The organism is Streptomyces altiplanensis (assembly GCF_053591575.1).
On record NZ_JBSFUB010000131.1, the window covers coordinates 1 to 15,659 of the forward strand.

General features: G+C 70.3%; 15 protein-coding genes, 1 tRNA gene and 1 pseudogene. 10 read left to right on the top strand and 7 right to left on the bottom strand.

Translation table 11 applies throughout. From position 1 onward, the window contains the following. Positions 1–130: 130 nt before the first annotated feature. Positions 131–643, bottom strand: a complete 513-nt coding sequence (locus tag ACWD0Y_RS33035) for a GNAT family N-acetyltransferase (RefSeq protein ID WP_450263962.1) — start codon at positions 641–643, stop codon at positions 131–133. A gap of 127 nt (positions 644–770) precedes the next feature. Next, positions 771–2,180 carry an NADP-dependent succinic semialdehyde dehydrogenase gene (locus ACWD0Y_RS33040; protein WP_450263963.1) on the bottom strand — a complete coding sequence of 470 codons (1,410 nt, stop codon included), beginning with the start codon at positions 2,178–2,180 and terminating at the stop codon, positions 771–773. A 456-nt stretch (positions 2,181–2,636) separates the two neighbouring features. Between ACWD0Y_RS33040 and ACWD0Y_RS33045 the strand changes: the two genes are divergently transcribed. The 4 genes and pseudogenes from ACWD0Y_RS33045 (at position 2,637) to ACWD0Y_RS33060 (ending at position 5,154) form a co-directional block, all read left to right on the top strand. Continuing rightward, entirely contained in the window at positions 2,637–2,783 is a 147-nt protein-coding gene (locus ACWD0Y_RS33045; protein ID WP_450263964.1) for a hypothetical protein, read from the top strand. Between the two features lie 84 nt (positions 2,784–2,867). Next, a pseudogene (locus tag ACWD0Y_RS33050) lies at positions 2,868–3,206 on the top strand (DUF6766 family protein); the annotation flags it as partial. A 14-nt stretch (positions 3,207–3,220) separates the two neighbouring features. Next, the gene (locus ACWD0Y_RS33055) at positions 3,221–3,550 is read left to right on the top strand and encodes a DUF6766 family protein (RefSeq protein WP_450263965.1); all 330 of its coding nucleotides are present in this window, start codon (positions 3,221–3,223) and stop codon (positions 3,548–3,550) included. Positions 3,551–3,609: 59 nt separating this feature from the next. Continuing rightward, positions 3,610–5,154 carry an FAD-dependent oxidoreductase gene (locus ACWD0Y_RS33060; protein ID WP_450263966.1) on the top strand — a complete coding sequence of 515 codons (1,545 nt, stop codon included), beginning with the start codon at positions 3,610–3,612 and terminating at the stop codon, positions 5,152–5,154. Positions 5,155–5,208: 54 nt separating this feature from the next. Here the strand turns inward: ACWD0Y_RS33060 and ACWD0Y_RS33065 are convergent, their stop codons facing one another. Further along, complete coding sequence (locus ACWD0Y_RS33065) at positions 5,209–5,535, bottom strand: plasmid stabilization protein (protein ID WP_093797700.1); 327 nt, start codon at positions 5,533–5,535, stop codon at positions 5,209–5,211. Between the two features lie 103 nt (positions 5,536–5,638). Continuing rightward, entirely contained in the window at positions 5,639–5,992 is a 354-nt protein-coding gene (locus ACWD0Y_RS33070; RefSeq protein WP_450263967.1) for a DUF3040 domain-containing protein, read from the bottom strand. Positions 5,993–6,229: 237 nt separating this feature from the next. Between ACWD0Y_RS33070 and ACWD0Y_RS33075 the strand changes: the two genes are divergently transcribed. The 4 genes from ACWD0Y_RS33075 to ACWD0Y_RS33090 are packed head-to-tail and all read left to right on the top strand — an operon-like array spanning position 6,230 to position 8,786. Then, on the top strand, positions 6,230–7,033 hold the full coding sequence (locus tag ACWD0Y_RS33075; RefSeq protein ID WP_093797704.1) for a VOC family protein: 804 nt from the start codon (positions 6,230–6,232) through the stop codon (positions 7,031–7,033). A gap of 21 nt (positions 7,034–7,054) precedes the next feature. Next, positions 7,055–7,768, top strand: coding sequence for a hypothetical protein (locus ACWD0Y_RS33080; protein ID WP_450263968.1), 714 nt, complete (start codon positions 7,055–7,057; stop codon positions 7,766–7,768). Further along, entirely contained in the window at positions 7,765–8,019 is a 255-nt protein-coding gene (locus ACWD0Y_RS33085; RefSeq protein ID WP_450263969.1) for a hypothetical protein, read from the top strand. The genes ACWD0Y_RS33080 and ACWD0Y_RS33085 overlap by 4 nt, the downstream gene beginning before the upstream one ends. After that, positions 8,016–8,786: a metallophosphoesterase family protein gene (locus tag ACWD0Y_RS33090; protein ID WP_450263970.1), complete on the top strand. Its 771-nt coding sequence runs from the start codon at positions 8,016–8,018 to the stop codon at positions 8,784–8,786. The genes ACWD0Y_RS33085 and ACWD0Y_RS33090 overlap by 4 nt, the downstream gene beginning before the upstream one ends. Positions 8,787–9,096: 310 nt before the next feature. On the opposite strand, the gene ACWD0Y_RS33095 is transcribed toward ACWD0Y_RS33090, so the two are convergent. The 3 genes from ACWD0Y_RS33095 to ACWD0Y_RS33105 form a co-directional block, all read right to left on the bottom strand. Next, positions 9,097–9,309, bottom strand: a complete 213-nt coding sequence (locus ACWD0Y_RS33095; protein WP_450263971.1) for a hypothetical protein — start codon at positions 9,307–9,309, stop codon at positions 9,097–9,099. Positions 9,310–9,834: 525 nt separating this feature from the next. Continuing rightward, positions 9,835–9,908 (bottom strand) — tRNA-Pro (locus ACWD0Y_RS33100). Between the two features lie 118 nt (positions 9,909–10,026). Continuing rightward, positions 10,027–10,953 (bottom strand): alpha/beta fold hydrolase, encoded by a 927-nt coding sequence (locus ACWD0Y_RS33105; RefSeq protein ID WP_450263972.1) that lies wholly within the window; start codon positions 10,951–10,953, stop codon positions 10,027–10,029. A 200-nt stretch (positions 10,954–11,153) separates the two neighbouring features. Between ACWD0Y_RS33105 and ACWD0Y_RS33110 the strand changes: the two genes are divergently transcribed. Both ACWD0Y_RS33110 and ACWD0Y_RS33115 read left to right on the top strand, forming a co-directional pair. Next, positions 11,154–14,639 (top strand): ThuA domain-containing protein, encoded by a 3,486-nt coding sequence (locus ACWD0Y_RS33110; RefSeq protein ID WP_450263973.1) that lies wholly within the window; start codon positions 11,154–11,156, stop codon positions 14,637–14,639. A 12-nt stretch (positions 14,640–14,651) separates the two neighbouring features. Next, positions 14,652–15,512, top strand: coding sequence for a sugar phosphate isomerase/epimerase family protein (locus tag ACWD0Y_RS33115; RefSeq protein ID WP_450263974.1), 861 nt, complete (start codon positions 14,652–14,654; stop codon positions 15,510–15,512). The last annotated feature ends 147 nt before the right edge of the window (positions 15,513–15,659 follow it).

Consider the following 15,659-nt stretch of genomic DNA (forward strand, 5'->3'; position numbering starts at 1 on the left):
CGGCGAGTGGCTGTCGCAGAACCGTTCCGGCTCCCCGACAACTCGCAGTACCTTACGGACCGGCGGAGGCCGTGTCAACCCCCGCCGATGGGCCGCCCGTACAGGCGTCGGACGGGCGTCAGGACGGGCGTCAGTCCAGGTCGTCGGCCAGCAGATCCATGAGCAGTCCGTCGTGCCACGTGCCGTCCGGGCCGCGTTCGTAGTCCCGCATGATGCCCACAGGGCGGAAGCCGACCTTGGCGTAGCAGCGGATGGCTGCGGCGTTGTCCGCTGCCGGGTCGATCACGATCCGGTGATGGCCGAGCTCGGTGATCAGGTGACGGGCGAGCGTGCGCACGGCGTCGGTACCCAGGCCTCGGCCGTGCACCGCGGGATCCAGGTAGATGTCGATGTTGGCGTGGCGGTAGTCCGGGTCCTGCTCCGCGCCCCACTGGATGGCGCCGGCGGTACGGCCGGCGTACTCGATCACCAGCGTGGTCACGTCGGGGTCACCGAGGTCGTCGGTGACCACCGCCACCAGGTCGTCGCCGCTACGCCAGGTCGCGCGTACCTCGGGCGTGGCGCGGATGCGGGCCAGTGCAGGGATGTCGTCCTTCGCAGCCGGACGCAACACGACGTGGGTGCCGTACAGAGTCTTCGCCATGCGCAGCACGCTAGCGCGGCCGTCTCGGGCCCACCTTCGGCGGGCGTCGTCTCCGATGCGGTGCGGGTGCGCGCCGTGCCGCCGGGCAGGTGCCGGGCCGTATCGGGCTTCCCGGTGTTCTTGGAGGTCAGCGGTTGTCGCCCGGGTCCGCGCCGTGCCACACGGTGGTGACGTTGCAGAATTCGCGGATGCCCTGGCCGGACAGTTCCCTTCCGTAACCCGAGCGCTTCACGCCGCCGAAGGGCAGCGCGGGGTGGGAGGCGGTCATGCCGTTGATGAAGACGCCGCCCGCCTCCAGGTCCTGCGCGAACCGCTCGACCTCCCCCTCGTCGCGCGTCCACACGTTCGAGCTCAGACCGAAGGGCGAGTCGTTGGCGAGGGTCACCGCCTCGTCGAGGTCCGATACGCGGTAGACCGTGGCCACCGGGCCGAAGGCCTCCTCGCGGTGGATTCGCATGGCGTCGGTGACGCCGGTGAGGACGGTGGGCTCGTAGAACCATCCCTTGTCCTGCTTCTCGGGGCGTTGCGCTCCGCACTGCGCCGTGGCGCCGAGGCGCAGGGCGTCGTCGACGAGCTCTTCGAGATCGGTACGCCCTTGTTCACTGGCGAGCGGTCCGACATCGGTGGATTCCCGCATCGGGTCACCGACGGACAGTTCCCGCATTCCGGCGGTGAAGCGCTCGCAGAAGGCGTCGTAGACGTCGCTGTGGACGATGAAGCGCTTGGCCGCGATGCAGGACTGGCCGTTGTTCTGCACCCTGGCCGTCACCGCTGTACGGGCAGCCCGTTCGATGTCGGCCGACGGCATGACGACGAAGGGGTCGCTGCCGCCGAGTTCCAGAACGGTCCGCTTCACCTCGTCGCCCGCGACGGCGGCGACGGAGCGTCCGGCCGGTTCGCTTCCGGTGAGCGTCGCGGCGGCCACCCTTCGGTCGCGCAGGATGCCCTCGATCGCGCCGGATCCGACGAGCAGTGTCTGGAAACACCCGTCGGGGAAGCCTGCGCGGCGGAACAGGTCCTCGATGTAGAGGGCGGTCTGCGGGACGTTCGAGGCGTGCTTGAGCAGGCCCACATTGCCGGCCATGAGCGCGGGGGCGGCGAAGCGTACGACCTGCCAGAGCGGGAAGTTCCACGGCATCACGGCCAGGACGACACCGAGCGGGCGGTAGCGGACGCTCGCCCAGGAGGCACCGGAGTCCGTCACGTCGGCGGCGGACGGGTGCTCGTCCGCCAGGAGCTGCCGCGCGTTCTCGGCGTACCAGCGCATCGCCTTCGCGCATTTCGCCGCCTCGGCGCGGGCGGCCACGATCGGCTTGCCCATTTCGGTGGTCATGGTGCGGGCGATGTCCTGCTGGTCCTGGTCCAGCAGGTCCGCGGCGCGGTTCAGGAGTTGCGCACGCCGGTCGAATCCGGTGGTGCGGTGGAGCGTGAAGGCGGTCGCGGCGCGTGCCAGGCGGCGCTCGATCTCTTCGGCTCCGAACGCGTCGAACGTCTTGAGCGTCTCTCCGGTGGCGGGGTTCACCGTGGCGATGGGCATGCTGCCGTCCTCCTCGGACTCGGTGCTTCGAGATTTGCGCGGTACGGGCGCTCTCGCAACGCGGCGGGGGCCTCGTTTGCTTCACCTGTCAGGTGGAAGTCCGCCCGGGTACGGGGCGCGGGAGACCGGTCCGGGGAACGTTTCCGGGACTTCTCGGACCGTTCCCCGGAGCCGAGGGCGGGAGGTGGTTCCTGCGATGCGCGCTGTGGGCGTGGGTCTGTTCGCGGTCCTGGCATGCCTGGCTCTCTCGGGCTGTTCCCCTCTGGGCGGTCGGGAGGAGGCCGCGGCAGCGGCGGCTCTGCGTTTCGAGGAGAACCTGCGGGGGGGGCGCAGGCCCTGCCGGGGTGCGACGGCCTGGCTCCCGGTACCCGCGAGGAGCTGGAGGAAACGGCCGGTTCTCCGTGTCCCGCGGCTCTGGCGGAACTGGAGCTGCCGTCGGCGGGCGAGGTGCGCCGGGTGGACGTGTACGGGCACCAGGCCCGTGTCGTCCTCGACGCCGACACGCTCTTCCTCCCGGCCTTCCGCGACGGATGGAAGGTCGTCGCGGCGGGCTGCCTGGCGCGGCCCGGGTTTCCGTACCCGTGTGATCTGAAGGGCGGGTGAGACAGTGCGGCTGATGTTCGGGCTCTGCCTTCTCGTCGTGTTCGGCGGCCTGGCCTACGCGATCGCGGTCGGGGTGATGCACTGGTGAGCCCGTTGCCGCGCTTCTTCCGGGACAACGGCCTGTCCCTGGCGTTCGGCGGCGCTTTTCCGCTCAGCCTGGCCGGTCAGGCCGTCGCGGGACACGCCGATTTCAACAACCGGCTGATCACGGAGGGCTCGCGGCCCGTCGCTTTCCGGGGTTGTCTCCGCACGTCCGATTTCGCGGTGGACGTGACGGAGAACCGGCAGTCGGAGTTCCTGCAGTTCCTCCTCTGCCTCTTCGGCACCGTGTGGCTGCTGCAGCGCGGCTCACCGGAGTCGAAGCGCATGGGCGAGGCGCGCTTGGAGTCCGACGAGAAGCAGAAGACGGGTCGCTGCGCGAGGGAGGACTCTCCCCGGTGGGCGGCCGCGGGCGGGTTCCGTCAGTCGCTCTGCTCGCGCTCCCGGGCCTCGTCATGGGCCTCGCCTTCCTGTTCGCCCGGCCGGCCCAGTCGGTCACGGGAAGCGTCGCCCACAACGAGGAGCACCTGCGCGATCTGCAGGCACCGGTCAGCCGGGGCGCGTACCTGCTCCCCACCGGCTTCTGGAACCGCACGCCGCGGAACTGGTGGTCGGAACTGCTCGCGGTGGCCTCGATGGTCATTCTCCCGGTCTGTCCGCGTCAGTGTGGTTCGCCCGAGTCCAAGCCGGTCGGCGCGCCCCACCGGGCCACGGACGTCGAGGGCTGACGCACGCCACCGTCAGCGCGCCACCGTTAACCGGAACGCAGAAGGGGAAGCCGAGAACCATGGCTGCAGAACGCCGGACTGTGGACGAGTCGTACTGGATGGCCACGGCCCCCGGGACCCGCTATCCGCCTCCGGACTCCGACCTGACCGCGGATGTCGCCGTGATCGGTGGCGGCATCGCCGGACTGTGCACCGCTTGGGAACTGGTCCGGGCCGGCCTGGACGTCGTACTCCTGGAGGCGGACAGGATCGCCGCCGGAGTGAGCGGGTACACCACGGCGAAGCTGACGGCGTTGCACGGTCTGGTGTACGCGAGGCTGGAGGCGAGATACGGCCCCGACGACGCCGCGCTGTACGCCCTCTCGCAGCAGGACGCTGTCGAGCGGGCAGCGGCGCTGTGCGACGAGCTGGACATCGACGCCGATCTGGAGCGGGCGGCCGCCTGTACGTATCTGGAGGATCCGCGGCGGACGGAAGAGCTCAGGGCCGAGGCCGAGGCCGCCCGGCGGGCCGGGCTCGACGCGTCGTTCGTGACCGGGACGGAGCTGCCGTTCCCGGTGGCCGGGGCGGTGCGGGTGGAGGGGCAGTTTCAGTTCCACCCGCGCAAGTTCCTGCTGGCCCTGGCCGAGCGGATCACCGGTGCGGGCGGGCGCGTCCACGAGCGCACGCGCGTCACCGGGCTCCACGACGGTGTGCGCTGCCATCTGTCGACCGAGGGCGGGCTCACGGTCGAGGCGCGTGACACCGTCGTCGCGACGCATTACCCCGTCTTCGACCGGACGCTGCTGTTCACCCGCCTGAAGCCGAGGCGGGAGCTGGTGATCGCGGCGCCGGTGCCTTCGGGTGCCGCGCCGACGGGCATGTATCTGAGTCCGGAGGACAGGGTCCGTTCGGTGCGCAGCGCGCCGTACGACGACGGACGGCGGCTGCTCGTCGTCACGGGCGAGACGTTCGAGCCGGGCGCCGGGGACGTACGGGAACGGTTCGCGCGCCTGGACGGGTGGGCACGGGAGCGGATGCCGGGCTTCGCCGAGGCGGAGCGGGCGTACCGCTGGTCGGCGCAGGACAACGACTCGAGCGACCGTCTGCCGTACGTCGGGCACGCGCATCCGGGAACCCAGCACGTCTATGTGGCGACGGGCTTCGGCGGCTGGGGCATGAGCAACGGTGTGATGTCCGGCCGCCTGCTCGCGGCCCACATCGCGGGCGGCCCCCGGCCCGCGTGGACCGATCTGTACGACCCGCGGCGACTGCCCCAGGTGCGCGAGACGGCGGAGCTGGCGAGGTTCCAGAGCGCTGTCGCCCGGCACTTCGTGGGCGACCGTCTGCACACCGGGCACGTCGACTCGGTGGACGAGATCCCACCGGGCAGCGGCGCGGTCGTCCGTCTGGAAGGCAAGCGCTGCGCCGTGTACCGCGACGAGGCGGGCGGGACCTCCGCCGTTTCGGCGCGGTGTACGCACCTGGGCTGTCTGGTGCACTTCAACGATGCCGAGAAGGTCTGGGAGTGTCCTTGCCACGGCTCGCGCTTCGGGACGGACGGCACGGTTCTGCACGGCCCGGCCACGCGTCCCCTGGAGCCGCGCGGCCGCCGGGCCGGTTGAAGACTTCCGACGCCTCCGACGCCTCTGACGCCTCCGACGGAAGGCTCTCGTCGCTCAGGATTCCTTGAGGGAGCGCTGGAGCTCGGACTTGTTCATCGACGAGCGTCCGTGGATGTTGCGGCGCTTCGCCTCCGCGTACAACTGGTCGTACGTCTGCCCCTCCGAGCCGCTGTGGGACCTCTTCCCGCCGCGCTTCGAGGGCGACTCGCCCTGAGTGGAGCTCTTGCTCGCCGTCTTGGACTCGCCGGAGCGCGCGCGTTCCTTGTTGACGGTGCGCGAAGCGATTTCCTTGGCCCTTTTGTTGCTCTCGCCGCGTTCTTCGGCGCCTTCCTTGATGTGTTCGTACTGGCGTTCCCTCTTGGAACTCGAACCCTTGGGCATTTCTCCTCCTCCGAGCATCGAATCGGTGGGGCCGCTTCCTTCGGGTCAGCAGCTTCCGCCCACCCTGCGTCCGGTGTCTCCTCTCCGCAAACGCAGCTTCCATTCATTCCCACCGCTGGGATTGCGAGCCCGTTTCCGGCATTCGGCGCGACCACCGGCAGACCATCCGGAGCGCGTAAAGGAGCGTCACAGTCCAAGTGAGCGCGAAGGCCGAGACGAGCACCGGTGCGGATGTCCTGAACGCCGGTACGAACAGGAACGCGGAAATCGCCACCAGGGAGCACAGGAAAACGCCGCGACGCCGGTTCCTCAGTCCGTTGAGAACCTGGGTCGCGGGCGCCGGCCGGCGTCGCATCGTCCGCAGCTTGAGCTCCAGCACGGCGTCGCTCCGGCGCACCGAGTGCTCGATCCCGGCCAGGATCCGCCGTTCGTCGCCCGTGAGACCGGCTCCGTCCATCTGCGAACCCTCCTGACGGCTTTGCGGTCACCCCGGGTCACCACTCCGGGGCACCGCGCGCGTATCACGGCTGGATCAATGAACGGCGAGTACCCTCCGAGCACAGGACCAGACCCTCAATTTCATGATCGGCCGCCTGCTCCGGGCGTTCACGTGGTTCGCCACCACGAGAGCCCGGGGGCAGGATGGAATACGAAACCGGCCCCACACGCCCCCATTCGACCAGGACACAGTGCGATGGAAATGGAAACGACGGCCGCAGGCACCACATCGAGCCACGAGGTATTCGGCGCTCCGTGCTGGATCACCCTGATGGCGCGCGCTCTGGAGCCCGCCCAGGCCTTCTACGGAGCGGTTCTGGGCTGGGAATTCCGGCAGGCCGGACTCGGTCGCGGATTCAGCATCGCTCTGCTCGACGGGGCACCCGTCGCCGGAATCGGCGTACTCGACACCGCCTTGCAGGCGCCTGTCACCTGGACGCCCTACTTCGCTGTCGCCAGCGTGGACGAAACCGCGAGCCGGATCCGTGAGCGAAGCGCCACCGTCGCCGTGGGGCCCCTGCGGTTCGCCACCGGCCGCGGGGCCATCGCGGCGGACCGGGACGGCGCCGTCTTCGGCATCTGGGAGGGAGAACTCTTCTCCGACTGGCACGTGTGGCGGAAGAACGCACCCGTCTGGCTGCGCCTGCGGACCCGGGACGCGTTCGATGCGGCGATCTTCTACGGCCAGGTCCTCGAATGGGCGAGCGGTCGCCCCGGCTGCTGCGAGGTCGAGTACCAGGAGGACGAGGTCGTACTGCTCCAGGACGGACACATCCTGGCGCGGCTGAGCTCCGGTGCGGTCGACACGGCGCCCGATCCGCTGATCCAGCCCCGGTGGCACGCCCACTTCCCCGTTCCCGACGTGGAGGCCACCGTGCAGGCGGCGCTCCGGCACGGCGGCTCCGTCCTCGGGCAGGGTCCCACCCCCTACGGCACGGAAACGACGCTGCGCGATCCGAACGGCGCGCTCTTCACCGTCACCAGCGCAGCGCCCGGATAAGCCGACGAGGAAGGTGCACCCGTGCGCGGTTACTCACAAGACGCCTCCCGGCCCGGCGACCGGGCCGGCCCGACCGGTCTGGGACTGACCGCGGGAAGCCCTGCGGACAGCGGCCCCGCCGGGGCGCACGGCGGTACCTGGCCGCACGGCGGTGCCCGGCCACTGCCGCCGGACCGCACACAGGCCATCCTGGAGGCCACCAAGCACGTGGCTGCCAGGCTCAAGAGCGGTGGGTACCCGTTCGCCCTGGTCGGGAGCGTCGCCGCCTACGCGCACGGCGTACCGGCCAGCCTCCAGCACGACGCCGACTTCTGCATCCTGCGTGAGGACGCGGAAGCCGTGACCGCGTCTCTCGAGGCCGCCGGGATCGAGGTGCGTGTCCCGCCGGAGGACTGGCTGATCAAAGCACGGAGTCACGGCGAGGAGATCGACCTGATCTTCGAACTGGCCCGGCAGCCGGTGACCGGAGAACTGCTGAGCCGGGCCCAGATCCTTCCGGTGGACTCGGTGCACATGCCGGTGCTGTCGCCCACCGACCTCATGGGCAGCCAGCTCGATGCCTTCTCGGAGCACCACTGCGACTTCGGGGCCGTGCTCCCCATCGCCCGGACGCTGCGGGAGAGGATCGACTGGGGCCGCCTGCGCCGCGAGCACCAGGACTCACCGATGCCGGACGCGTTTCTCTACCTTCTCGAACGTCTGGACGTCATCGAACCACGGGAGGCAGCACCGTGAACGACACACGCGCCGCCGAGTACCGCATCGCCCATCTGCGGGAGCACCTGGCCGACGGCGATTTCGCCGAAATGGGCGTACGGATCGAACTGCGCGGAAACAGTGTCCTGATCGCCGGCACCGTCTCCAGCGCCGCCTGCCGGGACGAGATCCTCCGTATGGCCGAGGACGAGCTGGCCGGGCTTCCGCTGCACGAGGACCTGGTCGTGGTCTCCGCCACCGCCCCCGACCGCCCTGAGGAGCTCGCGTGATCCGGATCGCGGCCGTCGGCGACATCCATCTGGGGCCGGACAGCGCGGGGGTGCTCCGGCCCGCGTTCGAAACCGTGAGCGACCACGCGGACCTTCTGCTGCTCGCCGGAGACCTGACGCGGCACGGCACGGCCGGGGAGGCGGCCGTGGTCGCCCAGGAGGTGGCCGGGCTCGGTGTGCCGGTGGTGGCCGTCCTGGGCAACCACGACTACCACAGTGACCAGCAGGCCGAGGTGACCGCGGTGCTCGACGGGGCGGGCGTGACCGTTCTGGAGGGCCGGGGCACCGTGCTGGACATCGGCGGGGTGCCGGTCGGCGTCGCCGGGACGAAGGGCTTCGGCGGCGGGTTCGCCGGCCGCAGCGGTGGCGAGTTCGGCGAACCGGAGATGAAGGAGTTCATCCGGTACACCCGGCGGTGTGCGGAGGGGCTGCGTCGCTCCCTGGACGAGCTGAAGGAGCAGGGTTGCGCCGTACGCATCGCGTTGACGCACTTCGCTCCCGTCCCGGACACCCTGGCGGGCGAACCCCCGGAGATCTTCCCCTTTCTGGGCAGCTACCTGCTGGCCGAGGCGGTGGACGAGTCCGGGGCCGACCTCGCGGTGCACGGCCACGCGCACCTGGGCACCGAACACGGGATGACCAGTGGCGGGGTGCGTGTGCGCAATGTCGCCCAGCCGGTGATCGGCCGTGCCTTCGCCGTCTACCACCTGCCGGTCCGCGTCGCGGCGGACAGCACGACGGACGGCATTCCTGTCGCGGCCGAGTGACCCCGCTCCCGAGGCCGAAGACCCATCGGCGGCCCTCCGCCCGTGCCTCCCGGACGGCGCCCCGACCGGGGCCGGCCGCCCTGTTCCGGTCCGGCATCAGTCCGTACGGAACCTTCCGTGGCCTTCCGTACGGACATGGGCACCCGGCTCACCGTGGTGGTGGCGGCCTGAGTGCGGCGGAAAGGGACCGCGGCCTGATGCGGCCGCGCGAACTCAATGCGCCCTGCCAGTACTTCCTGGTCCGGCCGTGGCCCGCCGGCCGAGGGTTCACCGGCGCGGGCAGACCGGACCAGCCGTAACAGCAACGGGGTCAGGGCCGGGAGCACAACAGGTGCAGTTTGTTGAGCTGATCGATCCAGAACTCCATTTTCGCGGCGGGCGACGCCTTGGCGGGCAGCAGTCCCAGCTGCTGGGCAAGACCGTAGAAGCCGGGGCCGGCATCGTTGGCGTTGAGGTAGTGGACCAGAGCGGAGAGCATGAGTCCGGATTCAGGCCGGTCGCGCTCGACAATCAGCCACAGCAAGTGGCCCATCGCCGCTCGCTCATCAGCCCGGGAGAAGTCGAACCCCGGCCCACCGACACGCCGGACGAGCGTCGCGTCGAGTTCCGTGTATGACGTCGGCCTGTTCGCGGCCGGGACAGCGGCCGCGCGGGCTGCGGTGCACGCTGCCTCCGCGACGCGGAGTGGGAATCCGGCGGCCGAACGGCTGCCGCTGAACGCGCTTGCCCGGCGGGAGCAAGCCGTCCGATCGCTCGTCCGCGCACAACGCGCGGGGCACGCAGGGGCCTTGAGCGGGCACTCGCCCCGGGAGCGGGCGGCGGATGGGGCACGTGTACGACGCGAGTGGATACCGGGGGCCTCCTCTGCCGTCGCGGAGTGTGCCGGGGCGGTTTGGCACCCAGTTCGCGTGACGCTGCGCGGCCTGCGGGGAGGACGTACTCACTGGTCCCGGCGGTCCACGGCCGGGTCCCCAGCAGGCCCCCAAAAACGATCAAGGGGCCGTTTCAGATTTCTCTGAAACGGCCCCTGACCTGCGACTCTCTCGAGTCGGGACGACAGGATTTGAACCTGCGACCCCTTGACCCCCAGTCAAGTGCGCTACCAAGCTGCGCCACGTCCCGATGCCCGTCTGGCCTGGAGTTTCCTCTGGCTGAACGCGCTTGAGAACAATACCGCACTTCGACCGGTGATCACGAACCCCATTTCGCGCCCCGCGCGGGAAGCGAAGCGCAGCGCACGTCAGACGTGCTTGTCGAGCCAGGCGGTCAGGTCGTCCTGGACCTCGTCCCGGTTGGTCTCGTTGAGGATCTCGTGGCGGGCGCCCTCGTACCCCTTCCAGGTGAGGTCCTCGGTGCCGAGGTAGCGGAAGTCCTCCAGGAGCTCGTACACGAGGGTCATCTTCTGGTTGCAGGGGTCTTCCGTGCCCACGGCGATGTGGACGGGCAGGTCGGCGGGGACGCGGGCGAGATTGCGCGGGTCATTGATCTTGCGGATCGCGCGCACCCAGTCCAGGGCGAGGCCCGCGCTGAAGGCGAAGCCGCAGCGCTCGTCCGCCGCGTACACGTCGACCTCGGCCTCGTCGCGGGATAGCCACTCGAAGCCCGTGCGGCGCGGATACGGGTCGTTGAAGGAGGAGAAGAGGGTGGGGATGTACGAGGAGAGGGCCGTGCGGCCGCGCTCCGCGACCTCCGCCTCCAGGCCGGCGATCGACTCCTGGAGTTCGGCCCCCGGAAGCGTACGGAAAGTGCCGGACAGGATGATGCCGGCCAGGCCGTCCGGGTACTCCTGGGCGTAGTCGCGGGCCAGCATCGAGCCGAGGCTGTGGCCGAGCAGTACGACGGGCAGGCCCGGGTGCAGCGCCCTGGCCTGGTCGCCGACCGCCTTGAGGTCGTCGACCATCGCGCGCCAGCCGTTCTCTCCGGCCACGCCGTAGCCGCCGGTGGCGGCGGCGGTCGCGCCGTGGCCGCGGTGGTCGGAGGCGATCACGCCGTAGCCGTGGGAGACCAGGTGCTGGGCGAACCGGTCGTAGCGCAGGGCGTGCTCGGCCGCGCCGTGGGCGATCTGGACGAGGGCGCGGGGCCGCCCGCTGTCCGGAAGCCAGGTGTACGCGGCGATCTGTGCGCCGTCGGCGGCGGTCGCCGTTCCCGTGCGGTGCGGAGTGCTCATCGGGCACGCCTCCTGGTGTCTGTGGTTCTGGGTGCCGGGTGCTGGGTGTGCTGAGGCTGACTCTCCCCAGGGCCGGACGCCTCACACCATGCCTCTGCCGACCCATTGACCCCTTTGCGGGCGGGAACCTACTCTGAGCGACACGCTCCAGAAAGCGCTTTCTAGTCCCGTTAGCCGCCTCACCAGCACCGGGAGCGCCCATGAGTCATCCCGCGCGAAGATTCCTTCTGTCCTTCACCGCCGTCGGAGCCCTGCTGGCGCTGGTCCTGGGACTCGGGGTGGCCTCGCCTCCCCGCGCCGAGGCAGCGCCTTTCCGCGTTCTGGTCTTCTCCAAGGTCACGCATTTCCCTCACGACTCGATTCCGGCGGGGATCGAGGCGGTCGAGAAGCTCGGCCGTGAGAACGGCTTCGAGGTCGAGGCCACCGAGGACGCCGCCGCCTTCACCGACACCAACCTCGCCCGCTTCCAGGCGATCGTCTTCAACAACACCAACTCCACTCCGGAGAAGGGCGATCTGCTGGATGCCGGGCAGCGGGCCGCCCTGCAGAGGTTCGTACGCTCCGGGGGCGGCTGGGTCGGTCTGCACGCCGCGTCGGCCAGTGAGCGGGACTGGGGCTGGTACGAGGGCCTGGTCGGCGCGATCTTCGACAAGCACCCCGCCGTACAGACCGGACGGGTGAAGGTCCTGGACCGGGCGCACCCGTCCACCAAGGGGCTGCCGGAGCTCTGGGAGCGCACGGAGGAGTGGTACAACTGGCGCACCAATCCGACCGGGAAGGTGCACACCCTCGCGCAGATCAAGGTGCGCGACGGCATCACCGGTCTGGACGAAGGCGTCGACCACCCGTGGTCCTGGTGCCAGAACTACGACGGCGGACGGTCCTGGTTCACCGCGGGCGGCCACGACAAGGCGGCGTTCCAGGAGGAGGACTTCCTCCAGCACGTCCTCGGCGGCATCCAGTGGGCCGCGGGCAGCGAGCCGGGCGACTGCACGGCGACGAAGACCGGCTCCTTCCAGCGCACCGCGCTGGCCACGAACGACCTGGCCGACCCGTTCGAGCTGGCCGTCGCGCCCGACCGGCGGGTCTTCTTCATCCAGCGCACCGGCAAGCTGAAGGTCATCGACCAGACGACGCTCAAGGTCTCGACCGCGCTGGACTTCGCGTACACGCCGGAGATGACGAGCCAGTCCGACGGTCTGCTCGGGCTCGCCCTTGACCCGGGGTTCGGGAAGAACGGGTGGCTGTACCTGCTGCACTCCGACAAGACCGAGAAACGGCTCAACCTGTCCCGCTTCACCGTGAGCGGTACGGGGGGCAGCACCACGGTCGACCCCGCCTCCGAGAAGCGGCTGCTGACCATCCCCACGCTGCGCGGCGAGGGCCGGGCCAACTCCCACATGGCCGGGTCGATCGCCTTCGACACGTCGGGCAGCCTGTACGTCGCCACCGGTGACAACACCGACCCGTTCGCGTCCGACGGCTTCGCGCCGATCGACGAGCGCGAGGGACGCCGCGCCTGGGACGCGCAGGGCACCTCGGGCAACACGAACGACCTGCGCGGCAAGGTGCTGCGCATCACCCCGCGGGACGACGGCACGTACACCGTACCGGCCGGGAACCTCTTCGCGCCGGGGACGGAGAAGACGCGGCCCGAGATCTACGCGATGGGCATGCGCAATCCGTTCCGGATCACCACCGACCCGCGGAGCGGCGCGCTGATGGTCGCCGACTACGGGCCGGACGCCCGCCAGGCGAAGGCCGACCGCGGTCCCGAGGGGACCGTGGAGTACACCCGCATCACGAAGGCGGGCAACTTCGGCTGGCCGTACTGCATCGGCGACAACACCCCCTTCAACGACTACGACTTCGCCACGAAGACCTCGGGCGGGAAGTTCGACTGCGGATCGCTGGTCAACGACTCGCCGAACAACACCGGACTGCGTGAGCTGCCGCCCGCCCAGCCCGCCTCGGTCTGGTACGCGTACTCGGCGTCGCCCGAGTTCCCCGAGGTCGGCGCCGGGGGCGGCGGGCCGATGAGCGGCCCGGTCTACGACTACGACGAGGCCAACCCGTATCCGACGAAGTTCCCCGAGTACTTCGAGGGGAAGTGGTTCACCTACGAGCTGACCCGGCAGTGGTTCAAGACCTTCTCCGTGCAGGAGAAGGACCAGACTTTCACCGACCCCCGCTTCGCGCCCGTCAGGGCGGGCGATCTCCAGTCGATCAACCCCGTCTTCGGCGACATGAAGTGGAACCAGCCCTTCGACGCCGGCTTCGGGCCGGACGGAGCGATGTACGTCATCGACTTCGGCCTCGGCAGCGGCACGGGACGCGGTGGCAGCAACGACGGCGCGGGCATCTACCGCATCGACCACGTCGCCGACGGGCAGCTGCCCGCCGCCAGGGCGACCGCGAGTCCGGACAGCGGTCCCGCGCCGCTGACCGTGGAGTTCTCCAGCGCCGGGTCCGGGCTGCCGGACGGTGAACCCGTGACGTACGCCTGGGACTTCGACGGGAACGGCACGACGGATTCGACGGAGGCGAACCCCACCCACACCTACCGGACCAAGGGCCGCTTCACCGCCCGCCTCACGGTCGGTGCGCCCAAGGGCCTGACGGGACTCGCCGTGCAGGAGATCACCGTCGGGAACAGCCGGCCGGAAGTGACCCTCCAGCAGCCGCCGGACGGCGGGATGTTCAGCTTCGGCGACACCATCCCCTTCACCGTCAAGGTCAAGGACCGGGAGGACGGGCGGCCCGTCGACTGCTCGCGGGTGGTCGTCCAGTCCCAGCTCGGCCACGACAGCCATCTGCATCCGCTGGACAACTACACCGGGTGTACGGGTGAGATCGTGACCGATGCCGGGGACAGTCACGGCCCCGGCCAGAACCTGTACTACGGGATCACCGCGCAGTACGAGGACAAGGGCGGCCCGGACGGCGTCCCGGCCCTCACCGGCTCCGCGTCGCTGACGCTGCGCCCGGCGCTGCGCGAGGCCGAGCACTTCACGGCGACGGGCGGCGCTCACGACGGCGCCGTGGTCGCGAGCCGTGCGGACGCCTCGGGCGGGAAGCGGCTGACCGAGATCGAGGACGGCGACTGGATCTCCTTCGACCCGGTGCATCTCAAGGGCATCGACTCGGTGACGGTCGGCGCGGCGTCCGGCGGCATCGGCGGTGACATCGAGTTCCGCACGGGATCGCCGGCCGGTCCGCTGCTCGGCAAGGTGAGCGTGGCGAACACGGGCGGCTGGGGCAACGTCGTCTCGCCGACCGTCGAACTGGCGGACCCGTCCCCGGGCGGCACGATGAAGCTGTACGCCGTGTTCACCAACCCGCAGTGGTCGGCGGACAAGCCGGACCTCTTCGCCGTCGACTGGCTGCACTTCAACGGCTGCGGCGTCGAGAAGAAGCCGGGCACGAAGGTCTCCGTGACCGCGGCCCCGGCCGGGGGCGGCGCACCGCTGGCGGTGGAGCTCACCGGCGAGGTGAAGCCGCTGCCGGGCCGCACCATCGCCTCGTACCACTGGGACTTCGGCGACAACGCGAAGCCCGCGCCGGGCACGGAGGGCCCTGCGGCGGAGCACACGTACGCCAGGAAGGGGACGTACACCGCGCATCTGACCGTCACCGACGACAAGGGTGACACGACTTCCGGAGCAGTCCGGATCGACGTGAGTTGAGGTGGGTCGCACATGAACAGCAGCACACGGCGCTCGTTCCTCGGTACGGCCGTCGGGATCGCCGCGGCGGCCGGGATGGCGGGCGGCACGGCGGAGGCGGCGGAGACCGCCGGTCCGCGGCGGCGCATCCCGCCGTCCGGCATCGGGATGCACCTCTACACCATGCGCGCTCCCCTGGCGAAGGACTTCAGGGGGACGCTCGCCCGCCTCGCGGAGATCGGCTACGCGACGGTCGGAGTCAGCGGCAGGCACGGGAACAGCGCGGCGGACATCCGGCGGATGCTCGACGGGACCCGGCTCAGGGCGGTGCTCGAACACGTCGCGTACACCACCGTTTCGGGCAGCGGCCTGCCCCAGGCCGTCGACGATGTCGTCACGCTCGGCGGGAAGTGGATCGTCGTGCCGAGCCTGCCGGGTGCGATGCACAGCCCGGCCGGCTTCCGGGAAGCCGCACGGCAGTTCAACAAAGCGGGGCTCGCGGCCCGTGAGAAGGGCCTGAAAGTGCTCTTCCACAACCACGGCAGCGACCATGTGGTCAGCGACGGCGAGAACCTCTACGACATCCTGCTCACCGAGACCGATCCGGAGCTGGTGGGATTCGAGCTGGATGTGTACTGGGCGGCCAGGGGCGGCGCCGACCCGGCGCGGCTCTTCGCCGGACACCCGCGGCGCTTCCCCGCCCTGCACGTCAAGGACATGGCGCCGAACGGGGACTTCGCGGACGTGGGCTCCGGGGTGCTCGACTTCCCGGCGATGTTCGACGTGGCGCGACGGGGCGGCGTGAAGCAGTGGCTGGTGGAGCACGACGCACCGGCCGACCCCTTCGCGACCGCGCTGAACAGCTACAGGTATCTGTCCCGGCTGCGGTACTGAGTACGCGGCCGGGGCTGCGGCACCGAGGGCGGCCGCCGGCCCCGGACGTTCACCGACGACCGCCCGCGCAGGTTTGTCCTGACAGGACGCGCCGCGGCGGCTTTCAAGGAGACTGTCGTGCGAAGCACGATACGTTCCGGGCCACGC